The organism is Aurantiacibacter arachoides, assembly GCF_009827335.1.
Taxonomy (GTDB): domain Bacteria; phylum Pseudomonadota; class Alphaproteobacteria; order Sphingomonadales; family Sphingomonadaceae; genus Alteraurantiacibacter; species Alteraurantiacibacter arachoides.
In genome coordinates, this window is sequence record NZ_WTYH01000001.1 from 1,596,445 (window position 1) to 1,616,073 (window position 19,629).

16 protein-coding genes are annotated in these 19,629 nt (G+C 65.9%); 13 read left to right on the forward strand and 3 right to left on the reverse strand.

The annotated features are described in order from the left end of the window. Positions 1 to 28: 28 nt before the first annotated feature. The 5 genes from GRI62_RS07790 (at position 29) to GRI62_RS07810 (ending at position 7,895) form a co-directional block, all read left to right on the forward strand. Complete coding sequence (locus GRI62_RS07790) at positions 29 to 901, forward strand: methylenetetrahydrofolate reductase (protein ID WP_308420790.1); 873 nt, start codon at positions 29 to 31, stop codon at positions 899 to 901. After that, positions 898 to 1,944 carry a homocysteine S-methyltransferase family protein gene (locus tag GRI62_RS14530; protein ID WP_131452778.1) on the forward strand — a complete coding sequence of 349 codons (1,047 nt, stop codon included), beginning with the start codon at positions 898 to 900 and terminating at the stop codon, positions 1,942 to 1,944. Before GRI62_RS07790 ends, GRI62_RS14530 begins: the two co-directional genes overlap by 4 nt. Beyond that, positions 1,941 to 4,544, forward strand: coding sequence for a methionine synthase (gene metH, locus GRI62_RS07800; RefSeq protein ID WP_188669321.1), 2,604 nt, complete (start codon positions 1,941 to 1,943; stop codon positions 4,542 to 4,544). Before GRI62_RS14530 ends, metH begins: the two co-directional genes overlap by 4 nt. Positions 4,545 to 4,614: 70 nt before the next feature. Beyond that, positions 4,615 to 6,234: a tetratricopeptide repeat protein gene (locus GRI62_RS07805; protein ID WP_131452780.1), complete on the forward strand. Its 1,620-nt coding sequence runs from the start codon at positions 4,615 to 4,617 to the stop codon at positions 6,232 to 6,234. 71 nt (positions 6,235 to 6,305) lie between these two features. Beyond that, positions 6,306 to 7,895 carry a cryptochrome/photolyase family protein gene (locus GRI62_RS07810; RefSeq protein WP_131452781.1) on the forward strand — a complete coding sequence of 530 codons (1,590 nt, stop codon included), beginning with the start codon at positions 6,306 to 6,308 and terminating at the stop codon, positions 7,893 to 7,895. On the opposite strand, the gene GRI62_RS07815 is transcribed toward GRI62_RS07810, so the two are convergent. Continuing rightward, a complete protein-coding gene (locus GRI62_RS07815; protein WP_131452782.1) occupies positions 7,834 to 8,820 on the reverse strand; it encodes a CPBP family intramembrane glutamic endopeptidase in 987 nt (328 codons plus the stop codon). The genes GRI62_RS07810 and GRI62_RS07815 overlap by 62 nt on opposite strands. Before the next feature lie 32 nt (positions 8,821 to 8,852). After that, positions 8,853 to 9,887, reverse strand: coding sequence for a bifunctional transcriptional activator/DNA repair enzyme AdaA (locus tag GRI62_RS07820; RefSeq protein WP_131452783.1), 1,035 nt, complete (start codon positions 9,885 to 9,887; stop codon positions 8,853 to 8,855). A 79-nt stretch (positions 9,888 to 9,966) separates the two neighbouring features. On the opposite strand from GRI62_RS07820, the gene GRI62_RS07825 reads away from it, so the two are divergent. The 8 genes from GRI62_RS07825 to GRI62_RS07860 all read left to right on the forward strand — a co-directional run bounded on the left by GRI62_RS07825 (position 9,967) and on the right by GRI62_RS07860 (position 19,194). After that, positions 9,967 to 11,520 carry a S1 family peptidase gene (locus tag GRI62_RS07825; RefSeq protein ID WP_131452784.1) on the forward strand — a complete coding sequence of 518 codons (1,554 nt, stop codon included), beginning with the start codon at positions 9,967 to 9,969 and terminating at the stop codon, positions 11,518 to 11,520. A 138-nt stretch (positions 11,521 to 11,658) separates the two neighbouring features. Next, positions 11,659 to 12,216 (forward strand): F0F1 ATP synthase subunit delta, encoded by a 558-nt coding sequence (locus GRI62_RS07830; RefSeq protein WP_131452785.1) that lies wholly within the window; start codon positions 11,659 to 11,661, stop codon positions 12,214 to 12,216. 29 nt (positions 12,217 to 12,245) lie between these two features. Next, a complete protein-coding gene (gene atpA / locus GRI62_RS07835; RefSeq protein ID WP_131452786.1) occupies positions 12,246 to 13,775 on the forward strand; it encodes a F0F1 ATP synthase subunit alpha in 1,530 nt (509 codons plus the stop codon). Positions 13,776 to 13,803: 28 nt separating this feature from the next. After that, positions 13,804 to 14,679: a F0F1 ATP synthase subunit gamma gene (locus tag GRI62_RS07840; RefSeq protein WP_131452787.1), complete on the forward strand. Its 876-nt coding sequence runs from the start codon at positions 13,804 to 13,806 to the stop codon at positions 14,677 to 14,679. An 89-nt stretch (positions 14,680 to 14,768) separates the two neighbouring features. Further along, positions 14,769 to 15,113 (forward strand): hypothetical protein, encoded by a 345-nt coding sequence (locus GRI62_RS07845; protein ID WP_131452788.1) that lies wholly within the window; start codon positions 14,769 to 14,771, stop codon positions 15,111 to 15,113. A 41-nt stretch (positions 15,114 to 15,154) separates the two neighbouring features. Next, complete coding sequence (gene atpD / locus GRI62_RS07850; RefSeq protein ID WP_131452789.1) at positions 15,155 to 16,627, forward strand: F0F1 ATP synthase subunit beta; 1,473 nt, start codon at positions 15,155 to 15,157, stop codon at positions 16,625 to 16,627. Between the two features lie 5 nt (positions 16,628 to 16,632). Continuing rightward, positions 16,633 to 16,890 carry an ATP synthase F1 subunit epsilon gene (locus GRI62_RS07855; RefSeq protein WP_131452790.1) on the forward strand — a complete coding sequence of 86 codons (258 nt, stop codon included), beginning with the start codon at positions 16,633 to 16,635 and terminating at the stop codon, positions 16,888 to 16,890. A 162-nt stretch (positions 16,891 to 17,052) separates the two neighbouring features. Then, positions 17,053 to 19,194 (forward strand): prolyl oligopeptidase family serine peptidase, encoded by a 2,142-nt coding sequence (locus GRI62_RS07860; protein WP_131452791.1) that lies wholly within the window; start codon positions 17,053 to 17,055, stop codon positions 19,192 to 19,194. A gap of 105 nt (positions 19,195 to 19,299) precedes the next feature. On the opposite strand, the gene GRI62_RS07865 is transcribed toward GRI62_RS07860, so the two are convergent. Further along, the gene (locus GRI62_RS07865; RefSeq protein WP_131452792.1) at positions 19,300 to 19,587 is read right to left on the reverse strand and encodes an HNH endonuclease; all 288 of its coding nucleotides are present in this window, start codon (positions 19,585 to 19,587) and stop codon (positions 19,300 to 19,302) included. Positions 19,588 to 19,629 lie beyond the last annotated feature (42 nt).

The following is a 19,629-nucleotide window of genomic DNA, read 5'->3' on the forward strand; positions in this document are numbered from 1 at the left end:
GTTCGCCGGGTTGCCGGGTGATGTCACCGTGTCGTTCGAGGTGTTCCCGTCGAAGACCGAAAAGGCGGAGGATTCGATGCTGAAGGCGGTCCATGCGCTGGCTACCCTCGGCCCCAGTTTCGTATCGGTCACCTACGGCGCGGGCGGTTCGACGCGCGATCGCAGCCTCGCCACTGCAACCCGCATCGCGCGCGAAGTCCACGTGCCCGTCGCCGCGCACCTTACCTGCGTGGGTGCCAGCCGCGAACAGACGCTGGCCATGGCGGACAAGTTCTGGGACGCAGGTATCACCCGCATCGTCGCCCTGCGCGGCGACATGCCCAACGATGCCGGCAAACTCGACCATCCGTTCGAGGCGCATCCGCAAGGCTATTCCTGCGCCGCTGAACTGGTCGCGGGCCTGCTGGAGCGCCACCCGTTCGACGTCTCCGTCTCCGCCTATCCGGAGATGCACCCCGAAGCGAAATGCGCCGACGAGGAGCTTGCCTACCTCAAGCGCAAGCTGGACGCGGGTGCCAGCCGCGCGATCACGCAGTTCTTCTTCAGCTCCGATGCCTTCCTGCGCTTCCGCGACCGGGCCGCCGCCATCGGCATAGACAAGCCCATCGTGCCGGGCATCCTGCCGGTCCACAACCTCGCCCGCACCAAGGCGATGGCGGCGGAATGCGGGGCGACCCTGCCCGACTGGATCGTGGATCTGTTCGAGGGGCTGGACGATCACCCGCAGGCGCGCGAACTGGTTTCCGCCACGGTCAACGCCGAATTCTGCCGCCGCCTCTATGCCGAAGGGGTGCGCGAATTTCATTTCTACACTCTCAACAAGAGCGAGCTGGCCTACGCCACCTGCCACCTGCTCGGCCTGCGCCCCGTCCGCGAGAACCTGCTGGAGCAGGCGGCATGAACGCGCGCGAAGCGCTGCTTTCCGCCGCGCAAGAGCGCGTGCTGCTGTTCGACGGTGCCTTCGGGACCGAGATCCAGAACCGCCGCCTGTCGGAAGAGGATTTCGCTGGATCGCTCGGCCTCGCCGCTGATCAGAAGGGCAACAACGACATCCTCGCCCTCTCGCGCCCCGACGTGATCGACGCGGTGACGCGCGCCTATCTCGCCGCCGGGTCGGACGTGGTTTCCACCAACACCTTTTCCGCCAACCGCATCAGCCAGGCCGATTACGCCGCCGAGGAGCTGGTGGCGCAGATCAATCTCGCCGCTGCGCGCATCGCGAGGCTGGCCGCCGACGATTTCGCCGCGCAGGACGGCCGCCCCCGCTTCGTCGCTGGCGCCATCGGGCCGACCAACAAGACCCTCTCGCTCAGTCCCGACGTGGAAGACCCCGGCTACCGCGAGATCGACTTCGATTACCTCACCGATGTCTATCGTCAGCAAGCCGAGGCGCTGGTCGAGGGCGGCGCGGACTTCATCCTGATCGAGACGATCTTCGACACGCTCAATGCCAAGGCGGGAATCATGGCGGTGCGCCAGCTCGCCCACGCGCTGGGCCGCGACGTGCCGCTGATGCTGTCGATGACGCTGACGGATCTCTCGGGTCGCAACCTTTCCGGCCACACGGTGGAAGCGTTCTGGTATGCCGTGCGTCACGCCAATCCGGTGGTCGTCGGGCTAAATTGCAGCTTCGGCGCGGAGCAGCTGCGCCCGCACGTCCAGCTGCTGTCCGGCATCGTCGATACGCTGCTGCTCGCCTATCCTAACGCCGGGCTGCCCAACGAGCTGGGCGAGTACGACGAGGCCCCGCACACTACCGCCAGTTTGGTGGGTGAATGGGCCAAGGCGGGCCGCGTCAATATCCTGGGCGGTTGCTGCGGCTCCACGCCCGCGCACATCGCCGCCATGGCCGAAGCCGTCGCCGGCCTGACGCCGCGCGCCCTGCCCACGCCCCAGCCCGCCATGCGTCTTGCCGGGCTGGAACCGTTCACGCTGCCCGCATGACCCAGACCGTTCGCACCGCGACCTTCGTCAACATCGGCGAACGCACCAACGTGACCGGATCGGCCGCGTTCAAGAAGCTCGTCATGGCGGGCGACTATCCTGCCGCGGTTGAGGTCGCGCGCCAGCAGGTGGAGAACGGCGCGCAGATCATCGACGTGAACATGGACGAGGGCCTGCTCGACGCTGTCGAGGCGATGACCACGTTCCTGAAACTGATCGCCGCCGAGCCCGATATCGCCCGCGTGCCGGTAATGATCGACAGCTCGAAATTCGCGGTGATCGAGGCGGGGCTGAAGTGCGTGTCGGGCAAGCCCATCGTCAATTCGATCAGCATGAAGGAAGGCGAAGCCGCCTTCCTCGAACAGGCGCGGGTGTGCCGCGATTTCGGCGCCGCCGTGGTCGTCATGGCCTTTGACGAGAGCGGCCAGGCCGACACCAGGGCGCGCAAGGTGGACATCTGCGGCCGCGCCTACGACCTGCTGGTGGCCGACGGGTTCGCGCCCGAGGACATCATCTTCGATCCCAACATCTTTGCCGTCGCCACCGGCATCGCCGAGCATGATCGCTATGGCCTCGACTTCATCGAAGCGGTGGCCGAGATCAAGGTGCGCTGCCCACACGCCAGGACCAGCGGCGGCCTGTCCAACCTCTCGTTCTCGTTCCGCGGCAACGAGGAGGTGCGCCGGGCGATGCACTCGGTCTTCCTCTATCACGCCATCCCCGCCGGGCTCGACATGGCGATCGTCAACGCGGGCCAGCTCGACGTTTATGACACCATCGACCCGGCGCTGCGCGACGCATGCGAGGACGTAATCCTGGCCCGCCGCCCCGATGCCGCCGAGCGGCTGGTGGACCTGGCCGAAAGCTATCGCGGCAAGACTCGCGAGGACGAAAAGGCCGAGGCCGAATGGCGCCAGCTCCCCGTCGTGAAACGGCTGGAATACGCATTGGTGAAGGGCATCGACGCGCACATCGTGGCCGATACCGAGCTTGCCCGCCAGCAGGCCGCGCGCCCCATAGAGGTCATCGAAGGCCCGCTGATGGACGGGATGAACGTGGTCGGCGACCTGTTCGGCAGCGGCAAGATGTTCCTGCCGCAGGTGGTGAAGAGCGCGCGCGTGATGAAAAAGGCCGTCGCCCACCTCATCCCCTTCATCGAGGCGGAAAAGGAGGAAGACGCACGCCCAAAGGGCCGCATCATCATGGCGACCGTGAAGGGCGACGTGCACGATATCGGCAAGAACATCGTTGGCGTCGTGCTCCAGTGCAACGGTTACGAGGTGATCGACCTCGGCGTGATGGTGCCCTGGACCACGATCCTGGAAACCGCGCGCGAACGGGACGTGGACATTATCGGCCTCTCCGGTCTCATCACCCCCTCGCTCGACGAGATGGTGACCGTGGGCGAGGAAATGCAGCGCGCCGGCATGACCCTGCCGCTGCTGATCGGCGGGGCCACCACCAGCAAGCTGCACACCGCCTTGCGCATCGACACCGCTTACGACGGGCCTGTGCTGCACGTGCTCGATGCCAGCCGCGCGGTGGGCGTCGCCAGCCGCCTTCTGTCCGATACGCAGCGCGATGGCTTGGTCGAGGATACGGCGGGCGAATACAAGGCGATGCGCGACAAGCGGGCCGGCAAGGAACGCACCGCGCTGCTCAGCCTCGAAGAAGCCCGCGCCAACGCCTTTGCCCTTGACCTGTCTCTCAAGCCCGCCGCGCCTGCGCAGCCGGGCCTTCACGTGTTCGAAAGCTGGGACCTTGCCGACCTCGTCGCCGCCTTCGACTGGACGCCGTTCTTCCGCAGCTGGGAACTGGCGGGCGTCTACCCGGCCATTCTCGACGATCCCGTGGTGGGCGAAAGCGCCCGCGCGCTGAAGGCCGATGCCGACGCCATGCTCCAGCGGATCGTCGGCGAACAATGGCTTACCGCCCGCGGCGTCTGCGGTTTCTGGCCCTGCCGCCGCGAGGGCGACGACGTGCGGCTGAATGACGGCACGCTCATCCCCTTCCTGCGCCAGCAGACGGTCAAGAGCCGCGCCGGTGACCAGCAGCGCGCCAACTACTGCCTCGCCGACTTCATTGACCCGGCAGGCGACTGGATCGGCGGCTTCGGCGTCGCCATCCACGGCATCGAACCGCATCTTGCGCGGTTCAGGGCGGATCATGACGACTATTCGGACATCCTCCTGAAGGCCCTGGCCGACCGCTTCGCCGAAGCCTTTGCAGAACGGCTGCATCTGCACGTGCGCACCAAGCTGTGGGGTTATGCACCGGACGAGGCGCTCGCCAATGCCGATATCATCCGCGAACGCTACGACGGCATACGCCCCGCCCCCGGCTACCCGGCCTGCCCGGACCATTCGCTGAAGCCAACCCTGTTCGACCTGCTGGGCGCGGGCGCGAACGCCGGGATGGAACTGACGAGCAGCAACGCCATGCTGCCCACCAGCGCGGTTTCCGGCTTCTACTTCGGCCACCCCCAGGCCAGCTATTTCGGCGTCGCGCGGATCGGGGAGGACCAGGTAGTGGACTATGCTGGCCGGCGGAACATGGCCGAGGAAGAGGCCCGGCGCTGGCTGCGTCCCAATCTCGACTGATTGCACGCGACAGGGCGTTGATCAGGCGCGACGAATCGCATAGCTTCCGGTTCGGACTGGGAGAATTTTCATGCGCTTCATCGCCGCCGTAACTGCACTTTCCACCGCAACGCTTGCCTTCAGCCCCGCACTCGCCGCGGACTGGCACCGCGCCGAATCCGAACATTTCATCGTCTATTCGCAGGATAGCGAGAGCAACACGCGCGAGTTCGTGGAAGATCTTGAGCGGCTGGACGAGGTACTGAGCGTGTTCACCGGGGTGGGCGGAGACGCCGCCCTTCCCGAATCAAGCAAGCTCACCGTCTTTCGCTATGGCGAACCCGACGACATGTCCGCCTTGCTCGCCGGTCGCCGGGACACTGGAATCGCCGGCTTCTTCATGCCCCGCGCCACCGGCTCCGTCGCATTCGTCCCGCGGCAGGTGCAGCGCCGCCGTGGCCGCAGCCGTTCGAACGACGTAGCGCGTGAAATGCAGGCCGATCCGCGCGGCGTGCTGTTCCATGAATACGTGCATTACTTCATGTACCAGCACCGCGATGCCCCCTACCCGCTGTGGTATAGCGAAGGGTTTGCCGAACTGTTCGCCAACGTCGAGTTCAATGAGGACGATTTCCTCATTGGCGAAGTGCCGGGAACCCGCAGCGCCGGGCTGACCACGGTTCCCATCGACCTTCCCAAGACGTTCGATCCGCAGCCCGGACCCGACCGAAATTACGTTGCGCGCACATATGCCCACGGATGGCTGATCGCCAGCCACCTCAACCTCAATCCCGAACGGCGCGGACAGATGGGCGCCTACATGCAGGCCATCGCCAACGGTGCGTCGCGCATGGAGGCGGCCGAACAGGCATTCGGTGATCTGGAGGTGCTGCGCCGCGAGCTCGAGGAGTTTCGCCAGGGTGCCGCCCGCACACTGCGCGTGCCCTATGCCGTCGCAGCCGAACCCGAGGTGGATGTCCGCGCGCTGACGCCTGCGGAAGAAGCGCGCATCATGCTGATGATCCGCTCCAAGGCCGGCGTGGACGAAGATCAGGCCCGCCGGTTGGTCAGCGATGCCCGTGGTCTGGTGGCGCAATATCCGAACGACTTCGCCGTCCTTCTGGCCGCCACGGAAGCCGAATTCGACGCGCGCAATTATGACGAGGCCGAGGCGCTCGCCCGCCGCGCCATGGCGCTCGATCCGCAGTCGAGCGAAGCCGCGAACTACTACGCCGACGTGGCGCTGCGCCGATCCTTCGCCGATCCCGCACAACTGCCCGAGGCACGCCGCCGCTTTGCCGCCGCCAATCAGCTGGAAAACGACCACGCCTATCCGCTCTATGGCTATTACCTGACCTACCTACTCGACGACGAGGCTGGTGAGCCAGAAGAGGCCAAGGTCGCGCTGGAGGCAGCGTTCCGCTATGCCGCCTACGATGCCGGCGTGCGCCAGGCACTGGTCTACATGCTGCTCGATGAAAACCGCGTGGCCGATGCGCGCGTGGTCGGGGCGCAGTGGGTGGACGGGCGCGGCGAATACCAGTGCGTGGTGCGCAAGAAGTTCGACGAGTTCGAGGCCGGAACGCGCGAACCTCTGCTGGAAGAATTCCGCCCCGATCATCCTGGCGAATATCTCGACGAGGCCGCGCGTGAGGCGCGAACCGAGGAGTTTGAGGCCGAGGTCGAACAGTACGGCTGTACCGACGCCTGAGTGCTCTTACGCGCCACGGACTTTAGGGCAGGCGGCGGAACTCCCCGCTCCGCCTGCCCATTTACCCGGCGATGGCATCCGACACCAAGCGCCCAATCCTCGTCCCCATTCTCGGCGACCAGCTGACCCGTACCCTCGCCAGCCTGCGTGGACGGACGAAGGACGATACCGTCATCCTGATGATGGAGGTGTGGGACGAGGCGACCTATGTGAAACACCACAAGCAGAAGATCGTGCTGATCTTCTCCGCCATGCGCCACTTCGCCGCCGAGTTGGAGGATGCCGGCTGGCAGGTCGATTACGTCAAGCTGACCGACCCGGATAACGCGGGCAGTTTCACCGGAGAGGTCGCTCGCGCGGTGGAGCGGCTCGATCCGCGCGCCATCCGCGTGGTGGAAGCTGGCGAATGGCGCGTGCAGCAGGCCATCGCGCAATGGCCTGACAAGTTCGCCTGCGAGGTCGAAATCCTGCCCGACGACCGCTTCGTCGCCAGCCTGTCAGAATTTCGCGACTGGGCCGAGGATCGCGTGCAGTTGCGCATGGAGTATTTCTACCGCGAAATGCGCCGCAAGACCGGGCTGCTGATGGACGGCGACAAGCCGTTGGGCGGCGAATGGAACCTCGATGCGCAAAACCGCAAGCCTCCCCAGGAAGGTCTGTCCGCGCCCGAACGCCTCAAGTTCGAACCCGACGCCATCACGCAGGATTGCATCGCACTGGTCGAGGAGCAGTTCGCCGATCACTTCGGCAGCCTCGAACGCTTCGAATGGCCCGTCACCCGCGAGGAAGCGGAAGAAGCGGCCGATGCCTTTTTTGCCGAGCGGATCGAGAACTTTGGCCCCTATCAGGATGCCATGGTAGCGGGGGAGGACGACCTGTTCCACTCCATGCTGTCCACCAGCATCAACCTTGGCTTGCTCGATCCGCTGGAGCTGTGCCGCCGGGCCGAGCAAAGCTATCGCGATGGCAAGGCACCGCTCAACAGCGTCGAAGGCTTCATTCGCCAGATCATCGGCTGGCGCGAATACGTGCGCGGGTTCTACTGGCACCAGATGCCGCAGTTGCAGGACGCCAACGCGCTGGAGGCGCACCGACCCCTGCCCGAATTCTACTGGACCGGCGAGACGGACATGGCCTGCCTGGCAGATTGCGTGCGCTCCACCCGCGACAACGCTCACGCGCACCATATCCAGCGGCTGATGGTGCTGGGGAATTTCGCGCTGCTCGCGGGGATTTCGCCGCAGCAAGTGCAGGACTGGTATCTGGTCGTCTATGCCGACGCCTATGAATGGGTGGAGCTGCCCAACGTGGCGGCGATGATCCTCTACGCCGATGGCGGGAAACTGGCATCCAAACCCTATGCGGCCAGCGGCAATTACATCAACAAGATGAGCAACTACTGCAAGGGCTGCCGCTACTCACCCGCGAAGAAAACCGGCGAAGGGGCCTGTCCCTTCAATCCGCTCTACTGGCACTTCATGACCCGCCACCGCGATCGGCTGGAGGTCAATCCGCGCGTGGGGCGCATCTTTCCCACCTGGGACCGGATGGACGAGGACAAGCGGCAGGATTACCTCGACAGTGCCGAGGCGTTTCTGGCTACGCTTGAACCGGCTTCGCCTGCATGGGCGCGAGCGGCGCGGACGACGCAGGAAGACTGAGACCGCGCCGCCGCCGGACCCACCAGGGCTGCACCACGTGGCCGCGTTGCGCTGCCATCCATACCAGCCACAGGCCCGTTCCCGTCGCCAGGACCATCGCCACCACCGACGATTCGAGGCCGAAACTCCCGCCTGAAATCAGCGGGTCGCCAGCGGGGCGCGCATCCAGCATCCCGTCGACCGCGATGCCCGACACCGCGACGTCCCAGATATAGGCCTGCACCACGTTCCAGCCCCAGTGCAGCCCGATGGCGAGCCACAGGTTGCGCGTCAGCATGTAGGCGCCGCCCAGCAGAACACCGGCCTCTATCGCAATGGCGAGGGCGGCAAGCAGCGTTCCGTTGGGATTGGACCAGTGCACCAGACCGAACAGCAAGGCCGACACCAGCAGCGCCACCCAGCTACCCGCGAACGCCTCCACGAAACGGAAGATCACGCCGCGAAACAGGATTTCCTCGAAAAACGCTGCCTGAAAACCTGCGCTGAGAATGATGAACGCCAGCGAGGTGCTGCCGCCCCAGCCATCGATCCGGTATCCTCCCAGCAATGCGGTGACCCCGACGATCGCACTCATCAGCAAGCCGGCAAACAGGATGCCCCAGCCAAAATCGCGCGAGCGGGCATCGAACGGCAAGTCATCGCGCGGCTCTTCCCCGAGGTGGCGGACCGCGATCTTGAGCAAGAGGACAGACCCGACCGTCAGCAGGATGGACAGCACGTAATCGGCAAGCCAAGCTGGCGGCGTGTCGTTTTCCGCAACGCCCGCAACGGCTGCCACCACCCCAAGCACGCCGAAGACTGCCGCCATCAGCACGGCGAACACGAGCAACCCCAGCACCAGCGCGACGAGGGGAAACCGCACGACACGCTGAAAGGTGGTGAGAGGGTGCAGAGGCGCGGGCGCGGGTGCGGCGGTGTTGTCCATGCCCGCGCTTGTCAGCCGCGCGGCCGCGCCAGTCAATCGCCGTTGCCTTCCCGGTCCAGCAGTTCCCGCTTGATCGCCAGCCCGTAGGCATAGCCGCCCAGCGTACCGTCACCCGCGATGACCCGGTGGCAGGGGATGAGCACGGCGACATGGTTCGCCCCGTTCGCCCCGCCAACCGCGCGGCTGGCCCGGGCATTGCCCACCCGCGCGGCAAGCTGGCCATAGCTCAGCGTTTCGCCCGGCGGGATACGGCGCAATTCTTCCCACACGCGGTGCTGGAATGCGGTGCCCTTCACGTCGAGCGGGATGTGATCGCCCGTGCCCGGCGTCTCGACCGCCGCCACCACCTGGTCGAGCAGCCTGCGAAACGCGGCTCCGCCCGCTACCAGCTCGGCGTTCGGAAAACGCGCGCGAAGGTCCGCCTCGCCCTCTCCGAAGGCGAGGCAGCACACCCCCCGGTCGGTCGCGGCGACGAGCATCGGGCCAAGCGTCGTTGCAACCTCCGCCCATTCGATCCGCCGCCCGGCCCCGCCCTTGCTCCAGTCCCCGGCGCTCAACCCTGTGTCCTTGCGCTCGTCGTAGAAACGCGAAGGCGCGCTGTAGCCCGCCTCGTAGATGGCATCGGTTACCCTGCCCTGTCCCGACAGCGCTGCGTCGGCCCGCTCCCGCCGCAGCGCACGGGCGTAAGCGGCGGGTGAGAGGCCCACGGCGCGGGTGAACAGGCGTTGCAGGTGTGCGGGCGAATAGCCGGTTGCCGCGCCCAGCTTGTCCAGTGAGTGCGGGCCTGCGGCGTCGCGGAGCAAAGTCAGCACAGCGAGCACGGCGGCCTCCTCGCGGCTCTGCTGGTCGGGCGCGCACCGCTTGCACGCGCGCAGGCCCGCCGCCTCGGCATCCACCGGCCCGGCATAGAAGCGCACGTTGGTGCGCAGCGGCGCGCGGGCCGGGCAGCTCGGGCGGCAATAGATGCCGGTCGAATGGACGCCGGTCACGAACACGCCGTCAAATCGGCGGTCCTTGGCGAGCGCGATGTCCCAGCGCTGATCGTCGGTGAGTTGGTCGTGTGTCATCAAGCCTGCCTAGCGACTGCCCACAGGCTGCGCGTCCCGAAGCTTGCGGTCAATGCCGGGAGCTTTACAAAAAGCCGCGATGCGCCAGCTTTTCACCCTCCTCGCTCTTCTCGTCACCGCGCTGGCGACCCCCGCGCTTGCCGACCCTGCCGACATCCAGGCGGCGACGCGCGGCGTGGTGCGCGTGGTGATCGTGGGCAGCGATGGGCCGGAACTGCTGCCCATTTCCCACGGTACCGGCTTTGCCATCGGGCGCGAGCAGATCGTGACCAACGCCCACGTTATCCGCCAGGCGCTGGAGGACGAGCGGCTGGCCATCGGCATCGTCCCGGCGGACGGGGAGAATGCGGTCTATGCCAGGATCGTCGCCGTCAGCGAACGCAACGACCTGGCCCTGCTCACCACGACGGAGCCGCTGCGCCTGGCGCCGCTGACCATTTCGGGCAACCCGCCCACCAGCGGCACCGTCACCGCCATCGGCTACCCGCGCAATGTCGACCTGGCGCAGGGGCTGGAGTTCGCCGACCTGTTCCGAGCCCAGCCGCCGGTTACCGCCACGGGCTTCCTTTCCGGCCGCCGCCCGAGCCGCGAGATGGACACGCTGCTGCACACCGCACCCATCGCCGCGGGCAACAGTGGCGGGCCATTGGTGGACGAGTGCGGCAGGGTGATCGGGGTCAATTCCTTCGGCGCGGAAAGCCAGGGGTCGGACGCCGAGTTCTTCTTCGCCGTATCCAACCGCGAGCTGCTGCCATTTCTGCGCGCGAACGACGTGTCTCCGCAGGTGAATGCTGGCGAGTGCCGCTCCCTCGCCATGCTGGATGCCGAGGACCGCGCTCGCCGCGATGCCGCCGCCGCACGCGCGGCCGAGGCGGCCGAGCGCGATGCAGACGCCATCGCCCTCCGCACCGAGGCGCTGCGCCGCGAGGCTGGCTACGCCGTCATGGATTCGCGCGCAAACGGCATGGCGCTTGCCTTCCTGGCGCTGCTGATCGGTACGGCGGCGGGCGGCGTGGCGGCCTGGTTTCACGTGCAGCGCGCGTTCCGAAAGCGTGCCGCGGCAGGCGTTGTGGCGGTCGCGGCCCTGGTCGGTGCGCTGGTCGCCTGGTTCACCCGCCCGCCCTTCACCGACATCGAGAAGCGTGTGGAGGATGCCCTGTACGACGAACAGGATGGCGCCGACGCCGGCCCGATCGCCGTGTCCGGGTCGGGCGGCGACTATGTCTGCGTGCTCGATCCCGAACGCAGCCGCGTCACGGGCGCACCCCAGGCCGACATCCCGCTCGCCTGGAGCGAGGAAGGCTGCGTCAACGCACGCACGCAATACGGTCTGGCCGAAGAGACGTGGAGCCGCGTGTTCGTGCCTGCGACGGAGGCAGCCGTATCGGTCAACCGCTTCGATCCCGCCAACCGCGAACTGGTGATGGAACGCTATCTGCTGGACCGCGAGGCCATGACCGCGGCACGCGCCGCTCGCGGCAGTTATACCGCGCCCCAGTGCGGCGCCGGCCGTGATGCTGCTCGCACGCTGGGCGAAGCGCAGGGCGCGGTCATTGCCGCCCTGCCCGCCAGCCCGAACGAAAGACTGCTCTACCGCTGCTCGCCAGCGCAACCGTCCGGGACTGCGGAATAGCGGGCCAAGCCTGCACGCCGGGTTGCATCCCTGCACCTCGCCTGCTAGGCGCGCGCCAGCTTTGGCAGGGTGCGTTGACCGCATCCTGATTACCTTCGCCCATATCTCCGTCACCCGGACCCAAGAGGACCCCCAAGCGTGGAACTTACCGCCGGTATCAAGGCCAGCCTGGCAGGGCGTTACGCCAGTGCCCTGTTCGATCTCGCCAGCGAGGGCGGCACCGTCACCGCGGCGGAGACCGATCTCGAAAATCTCGCCGGCGCGCTGCGCGAATCGGCTGAACTGCGCGCGCTGATCCGTAACCCGGAAATCAAGCGTCATCAGATCGCCAGCGTGATGAACGGTCTGTCGGACCATCTTGGCCTGAGCGCGCTGACCCGCAATTTCCTCGGCGTGCTGGCGAATAATCGCCGCGTGGCCGATCTGCCCGCGATCATCCGCGCCTTTTCCGCCATCGCCGCCGCCCAGCGTGGCGAGGTCCAGGCCGAGGTTGCCAGTGCCCATGCGCTGACCGACGAACAGATCACGACGCTGGAAACCAAGCTGCGCGCCCGCGAAGGCCGCACGGTGAAGCTCACCAGCCGGGTCGACCCGAACCTGCTCGGCGGTCTCGTCGTCACCATCGGATCGCAGCGCATCGACAGCTCGATCCGCACCCGTCTCAATTCCCTCGCCCAGGCCATGAAGAGCGCCTGAGTAGCCCAACGCAAGAAGGCTGAACCCACATGGAAATCCGCGCCGCAGAAATCTCCAAGGTCATCAAGGACCAGATCGCCAATTTCGGCTCCGCAGCCGAAGTCAGCGAAACCGGCACCGTCCTCTCGGTGGGTGACGGCATCGCCCGCATCCACGGCCTCGACAAGGTGCAGGCCGGCGAGATGGTGGAATTCGCCAACGGGGTGCAGGGCATGGCCTTGAACCTGGAAGCGGACAACGTCGGCGTCGTGATCTTCGGTTCTGACCAGGAAATCGGCGAAGGTGACACGGTCAAGCGCACCGGCACCATCGTGGACGTGCCAGTGGGCAAGGGCCTGCTCGGCCGCGTTGTCGACGCGCTCGGCAACCCGATCGACGGCAAGGGTCCGATCACCGACGTGAAGCGCATGCCGGTTGAGCAGAAAGCCCCAGGCATCATCCCGCGCCAGTCGGTGAACGAGCCGGTGCAGACCGGCCTCAAGGCGCTCGACGCGCTCGTCCCCGTGGGCCGTGGCCAGCGTGAGCTGATCATCGGCGACCGCCAGACCGGCAAGAGCGCCGTGGCGATCGACACCTTCATCAACCAGAAGACCAACAACGCCGGCGACGACGAGAGCAAGAAGCTCTACTGCATTTACGTCGCCGTGGGTCAGAAGCGTTCCACCGTGGCGCAGCTGGTCAAGACGCTGGAAGAGAACGGCGCGATGGAATATTCCATCATCGTCGCCGCTACCGCATCCGAACCCGCCCCGTTGCAGTATCTTGCCCCCTACACCGGCGCGGCGATGGGCGAATTCTTCCGCGACAATGGCATGCACGCCGTGATCGTGTACGACGACTTGTCCAAGCAGGCCGTCGCCTATCGCCAGATGTCGCTGCTGCTGCGCCGCCCGCCGGGCCGCGAAGCCTACCCCGGCGACGTGTTCTACCTGCACAGCCGTTTGCTTGAGCGTGCGGCCAAGATGAACGACAGCCAGGGCGGCGGATCGCTGACCGCGCTGCCGATCATCGAAACGCAGGCGGGCGACGTGTCGGCCTACATCCCGACCAACGTGATTTCGATCACCGACGGCCAGATTTTCCTTGAAACCGACCTGTTTTACCAGGGCATCCGTCCGGCCATCAACGTGGGCCTCTCGGTGAGCCGTGTGGGCGGCGCCGCGCAGACCAAGGCGATGAAGAAGGTTGCAGGTTCCATCAAGCTGGAACTGGCCCAGTATCGCGAAATGGCCGCCTTCGCCCAGTTCGGCAGCGACCTCGACGCCTCGACGCAGAAGCTGCTCAACCGCGGCGCGCGCCTGACCGAGTTGCTGAAGCAGAAGCAGTTCAACCCGATGCCGGTCGAAGAGCAGGTCGTCTCGATCTTCGCTGGCACGAACGGCTACCTCGACAATGTCGCGGTGGACCGGGTTACGGAATACGAGGCTGCCATGCTCAGCTTCATGCGCAACGAGCATGCCGACGTGCTGGGCGAAATCCGCAACACCGGCAAATTCGAGGATTCGACCCGCGACCAGGTAAAGGGCGCGCTCGACACCTTTGGCAAGCAGTTCGCCTGAGCCTGACCGGATTGACTAGGGAGCCGAAATGGCCTCGCTGAAAGAACTCAAGGACCGCATCAAGTCGGTCAAGTCGACGCAGAAGATCACCAAGGCCAAGCAGATGGTCGCGGCGGCAAAGCTGCGCCGCGCGCAGGCCGCGGCAGAGGCTGCGCGTCCCTATGCCACGCGTCTGGCTGCCGTGATGGCCAGCATCGCCGGCAAGGTGGATACGGATGGCGGCCCCAGGCTGCTCGCCGGCACGGGTAGCGACAAGCGCAACCTGCTGGTGGTCGTGAATACCGACAAGGGCCTTTGCGGCGGTCTGAATTCCAACATCGTCAAGGAAGCCAAGCTGCGCGCCCGCGCCCTGCTGGCAGAGGGCAAGAGCGTCGAGTTCTACCTCGTCGGCAAGAAGGGCCGTGCGCCGATCAAGCGCGACTATGCCAGCGCCATCAAGCGCGAGTTCGACACCAGCACCGTGCGCCAGCCCGGCTTTGCCGAGGCCGAGGACATCGCCGCAGAGCTGCTGGCCATGTTCGAGGACGGCAAGTTCGATGTCGCCCACTTGGTCTACCCGGTGTTCAAGTCCGCGTTGCAGCAGGATCCCGTTACCGCGCAGCTTATCCCCGTCCCCTCGCCCGAAGGCGTGGCGGTGGCGGCGAACGGCGCGGCCGTGGATTACGAGCCCGACGAGGAGGAAATCCTTGCCGAACTGCTGCCGCGATACGTCAAGACCCAGGTCTTCGGCGCGCTGATCGAGCGTGAGGCCAGCGAACAGGGCGCATCGATGACCGCCATGGACAATGCCACGCGCAACGCCGGCGACCTGATCGACAAGCTGACCATTCAGTACAACCGCAGCCGCCAGGCCGCGATCACCACCGAACTCATCGAAATCATCGCCGGCGCCGAGGCGCTTTAGGCGAGAAATAAGTTGGCGCAGGAACGTTACCCCCGACGACCCCCCTTCCGCGCGCCATCGCTCAAGACACGGATTACGAAGACACACCCATGACCAAGATCCTTTTTGCCCTCCCCCTGTTCGCCCTCGTCGCCGCCTGTGGTGAGGAGCCCGCCCCCGCGCCGACCGCCACCGTCGCGCCCGTGCCGACCACCACGCTCGCACCGGCGGACCAGGAACTGTTCACCACCCTGCATGCCGAGGCCTGCCCTGATGCAGAGCCCGTTACCCAGGCCGTGTGCCGCCGCGCGATGGGCGCCGAGACCGCCAGCTGCGACTATGCGCTGGGCGACGAGGAATACATGCGCGACAGTGCCACGCTGATGGTCGACGAGAGCGGCGAGAACTGGATGATCCAGGACGCCGAGGCCGTCTGCGCCCAAACTGCTGACTGATTTACCACACAACTTCGCCTTCAACGCTTAGGACAAGAACCATGGCAACCGCCCCCGCAATGAACCAGAGTGCCCCGAACATGTCGGGCAACGGCACCATCAGCCAGGTGATCGGCGCCGTCGTCGACGTGACCTTCGAAGGCGATCTGCCGCCCATCCTCGCCGCGCTGGAAACCAAGAACCGCGGCAACACGCTCGTGCTCGAAGTGGCGCAGCACCTGGGTGAGAACACCGTGCGCACCATCGCCATGGATGGCACCGACGGTCTCGTCCGCGGGCAGGAGGTGATCAACACCGGCGCGCAGATTTCCGTGCCCGTTGGTCCCAAGACGCTCGGCCGCATCATGAACGTGGTCGGCCAGCCGATCGACGAGCGTGGCCCCATCGGCGCGGAGATGACCTCGCCGATCCATGCCGAGGCCCCGGCCTTCATCGACCAGTCGACCGATGCCGACATTCTCGTCACCGGCATCAAGGTCATCGACCTGCTGGCGCCCTACGCCAAGGGCGGCAAGATCGGCCTGTTCGGCGGCGCTGGCGTGGGCAAGACCGTGCTGATCCAGGAACTGATCAACAACATCGCCAAGGGCCACGGCGGCGTGTCCGTCTTCGCCGGCGTGGGTGAACGCACCCGCGAAGGCAACGACCTCTACCACGAATTCCTCGACGCCGGCGTCATCGCCAAGAACGAGGCAGGCGAGGCGATTTCCGAAGGCTCCAAGGTGGCACTGGTGTTCGGCCAGATGAACGAGCCGCCCGGCGCCCGTGCCCGCGTGGCGCTGTCGGGCCTGACCATGGCGGAATACTTCCGCGACGTGGAAGGCCAGGACGTGTTGTTCTTCGTCGACAACATCTTCCGCTTTACCCAGGCCGGTTCGGAAGTGTCGGCGCTGCTCGGCCGCATCCCCTCGGCCGTGGGTTACCAGCCGACGCTGTCGACCGACATGGGCAACCTGCAGGAACGCATCACCTCTACCACCAAGGGCTCGATCACCTCGGTGCAGGCGATCTACGTGCCCGCGGACGATCTGACCGACCCGGCGCCCGCCACCTCCTTCGCCCACCTTGACGCGACAACCACGCTGAACCGCGCGATTTCCGAACTGGGCATCTACCCGGCGGTGGACCCGCTCGATTCGACCAGCCGCGTGCTGGAGCCGCGCGTCGTGGGCCAGGAGCATTACGATACCGCGCGCCGCGTCCAGGAGACGCTGCAGAAGTACAAGAGCCTGCAGGACATCATCGCCATCTTGGGCATGGACGAGCTTTCCGAGGAGGATAAGCTGACCGTTGCCCGCGCGCGCAAGATCCAGAAGTTCCTCAGCCAGCCGTTCCACGTTGCCGAGGTGTTCACCAACATCCCCGGCCAGTTCGTGCAGCTGGAAGACACCGTGCGCAGCTTCAAGGCGGTGGTGAACGGCGAATACGATCACTTGCCCGAATCCGCGTTCTACATGGTCGGCGGGATCGACATGGTGGTCGAAAAGGCCGCCAAGATGGCCGAGGACGCCTGATCGCGATGGCTTTGCATTTCGAACTCGTCACGCCGACAAAGCTGGTCCGGTCCGAGAATGTCCACATGGTGGTCGTTCCCGGCAGCGAAGGCGATTTCGGCGTGCTCGAAGGCCATGCCCCGGTGATGAGCACCGTGCGCGACGGCGCGATCGAGATCTACGCCACCCCGGGCAGCCAGCCCGAGCGGATCGAGGTGCGTGGCGGTTTTGCCGAAGTCGGCGAAAATGGCCTGACGGTGCTGGCGGAACACGTCGAGGGCTGACAATCATCTCCTTTTTTACGAGAACGTGAAGGGCGCCCGCAACGGCGCCCTTTTTCGTGCTTGGACAGTGGGTTCGCGCAGGAAAGGACTTGCCTTCGCTGGGCCAGTCGCCAGACTGGATACAGCAGAAACCACCTCTAGTCCGCTTCGGGAGTCCACCAGATGAAACTTCTTTCCACCAGTGCGCTGGCGCTTTGCCTGGCGCTCGCGGCGACCGCTGCCCCTCCCGCGCTTGCCCAGGATGCCGATGCCGTGACCAACACCGAATTCGAAGCCGAGAACGATCCTTTCATCTGGCTGGAGGAAACCCGCAGCGACCGCGCACTGGAATGGGTGGGCCGCGAGAACGCGCGCACCGTGGCCGCGCTGGAGAGCGACCCGCGCTTCGAGGAATTGAAAGCAGAGGCGCTCGCCATCTTCGATGCGGAAGATCGCATTCCGGGCGTCGGCTTTACCCATTACGGGATGGTCAATTTCTGGCAGGATGCAAACAACCCGAAGGGCATTCTGCGACGCACCACGCTGGAAAGCTGGCGCACCGATACGCCGGAATGGGAAACCATCCTCGACGTCGATGCCCTGGCGGCGGCGGAAGGCAAGGAATGGGTCTACCAGGGTTTCTCCTGCCTGCCGCCCAACGGCACGCGCTGCCTCGTCTCCCTGTCCGACGGCGGCAAGGATGCCAGCGTCGTGCGTGAATTCGATCTCGAAACCCTGTCCTTCGTCGAAGGCGGGTTCGAACTTCCCGAAAGCCAGGGCAGCGCGGACTGGGTTGACCAGGATACACTGCTCGTCGGTCGCGACTTCGGAGAGGGCACCCTCACCGACAGTTTCTATCCCTTCACCACCCGCGAATGGCGACGCGGCACGCCCCTGTCAGAGGCGCGCGAGATCTTCCGGGGCGAAAGCGGCGACGTTTCCGCCGGCGCCTATCTGCTGCGCGACACGGCGGGCACCGTCCATGGCCGCATGGCCTATCGCGGACTCTCGTTCCATGAACGCGCCTATTACTTCGAGGTCGACGGCGAATGGGTGCCGCTGGAAATTCCCGCCAAGGCCGGGCCGGCGGGCATCGTGGATGGCCACATGCTGTTTTCCACCGACGTGGAATGGAACGACGGCACGCAGACCTTTCCCGCCGACTCCCTGATCGCCGTGGACCTGGAAGCGTTCAAGGCCGATCCCAACAATGTCACCCGCACGCTGGTGTGGGCACCGGGTGAGCGGCAGACGCGGCAGGGGTCGGCCTCCACCGCCAACAGCCTGTATGTCAGCCTGCTCGACAACGTGCGCGGCCAGGTGCTGAAGTTCGATTACGAGAACGGGGCCTGGCGCTCGCAGCGGATTGCGCTGCCGGAAAACGCCACGGTCGGCATTGCCACCGCATCGGACGAAACCGACCAGATCATGTTCACCAGCACGGACTTCCTGTCGCCCGGCACCTACTACTACGCCGAGAACGGCGTGGACCCGGTGCCGGTCAAGGAAGCGCCGGCCCGCTTCGATGCGGAAGGCATGACGATCGAGCAGTACGAGGCAACCAGCGCGGACGGCACGCGCATCCCCTATTTCCTCGTGCGGCCGGCGGGCATGGAGATGGACGGCACGACGCCGACGCTGCTGTATGGCTACGGCGGCTTCCAGGTGTCGCAGGTGCCAAGCTACCTTGGCTCGACCGGCCGCATGTGGCTCGAACGCGGCGGTGCCTACGTGCTGGCGAACCTGCGCGGCGGCGGCGAGTTCGGGCCGGAATGGCACCAGGGCGCCATCCGCGAGAACAAGCAGCGCACGTGGGACGATTTCATCGCCGTGGGCGAGGACCTGGTGGAGCGCGGCATCACCAGCCCCGAACATCTCGGCGTGCAGGGCGGCAGCCAGGGCGGCCTGCTGGTGGGCACGGCCTTCACCCAGCGCCCCGACCTGTTCAACGCCGCGATCGTGCAGATCCCGCTGTTCGACATGCTGCGCTACCAATACATCGGCCGGGGCGCATCGTGGATCGGCGAATACGGCGACCCGCGCATTCCTGAACAGCGCGAATGGATCGAGCCCTATTCGCCCTATCAGGCGCTCAACAGCGGGGCGGACTTCCCGCGGGTGTTTTACGTCACGTCCACCGCTGATGATCGCACGCATCCCAGCCACGGGCGCAAGGCGGCCGCGCGCATGGCGGCGAACGGCGACGATTACCTCTATTTCGAGGATACCACGGGCGGGCACTCCGGTGGCGTCGACAACGAACAGCGCGCCCGCCTGCGCGCCATGCAGATCGTCTACCTGATGCAGCAGTTGATGGACGACTAGGCGGGGCGAACCTTCGCCTCCAAGCAGAAAAGGGGGCCGTAGCGGCGCGCTGCGGCCCCCTTTTTTTTCGACACGCCCCAGGCCACGTCCCCTGCCCTCCCAGCCTCAGGCCCGTTTGGGCCTTTGCGTAGGCGCATGGAAGTCGGGCGGCTTGTCGGCGATCCAGCCGAGAAAGCGCACCAGTTCGGCATTGGCCAGCAACGGTTCGCGCGCGCCGCCAGCGCGGACAAGCTCGGCGTTGGTAAAGTTGGCATGGATGGCGCGGTGGCAGATGGGGTGGACGGGCACGGTTTCGCGCCCCTTCTTCGCCTTGGGCACGACATGATGCTGCTGCACCTTGCGGCCGAGGGGGCGGCTGCACAGCCAGCACAGACCGGCTTCGGACGCACCCATAAAACTTCCTTAACCATGAAGGTGCCAAGGCAGCCACGATGC

Bases quoted from the DNA above. Each gene is read 5' to 3' on its own strand.
- GRI62_RS14530 (WP_131452778.1), top strand. From the start codon at position 898: ATGAACGCGCGCGAAGCGCTGCTTTCCGCCGCGCAAGAGCGCGTGCTG.
- metH (WP_188669321.1), top strand. From the start codon at position 1,941: ATGACCCAGACCGTTCGCACCGCGACCTTCGTCAACATCGGCGAACGC.
- GRI62_RS07805 (WP_131452780.1), top strand. From the start codon at position 4,615: ATGCGCTTCATCGCCGCCGTAACTGCACTTTCCACCGCAACGCTTGCC.
- GRI62_RS07810 (WP_131452781.1), top strand. From the start codon at position 6,306: ATGGCATCCGACACCAAGCGCCCAATCCTCGTCCCCATTCTCGGCGAC.
- GRI62_RS07815 (WP_131452782.1), bottom strand. From the start codon at position 8,820: ATGGACAACACCGCCGCACCCGCGCCCGCGCCTCTGCACCCTCTCACC.
- GRI62_RS07820 (WP_131452783.1), bottom strand. From the start codon at position 9,887: ATGACACACGACCAACTCACCGACGATCAGCGCTGGGACATCGCGCTC.
- GRI62_RS07825 (WP_131452784.1), top strand. From the start codon at position 9,967: ATGCGCCAGCTTTTCACCCTCCTCGCTCTTCTCGTCACCGCGCTGGCG.
- atpA (WP_131452786.1), top strand. From the start codon at position 12,246: ATGGAAATCCGCGCCGCAGAAATCTCCAAGGTCATCAAGGACCAGATC.
- GRI62_RS07840 (WP_131452787.1), top strand. From the start codon at position 13,804: ATGGCCTCGCTGAAAGAACTCAAGGACCGCATCAAGTCGGTCAAGTCG.
- GRI62_RS07845 (WP_131452788.1), top strand. From the start codon at position 14,769: ATGACCAAGATCCTTTTTGCCCTCCCCCTGTTCGCCCTCGTCGCCGCC.
- atpD (WP_131452789.1), top strand. From the start codon at position 15,155: ATGGCAACCGCCCCCGCAATGAACCAGAGTGCCCCGAACATGTCGGGC.
- GRI62_RS07855 (WP_131452790.1), top strand. From the start codon at position 16,633: ATGGCTTTGCATTTCGAACTCGTCACGCCGACAAAGCTGGTCCGGTCC.
- GRI62_RS07860 (WP_131452791.1), top strand. From the start codon at position 17,053: ATGAAACTTCTTTCCACCAGTGCGCTGGCGCTTTGCCTGGCGCTCGCG.
- GRI62_RS07865 (WP_131452792.1), bottom strand. From the start codon at position 19,587: ATGGGTGCGTCCGAAGCCGGTCTGTGCTGGCTGTGCAGCCGCCCCCTC.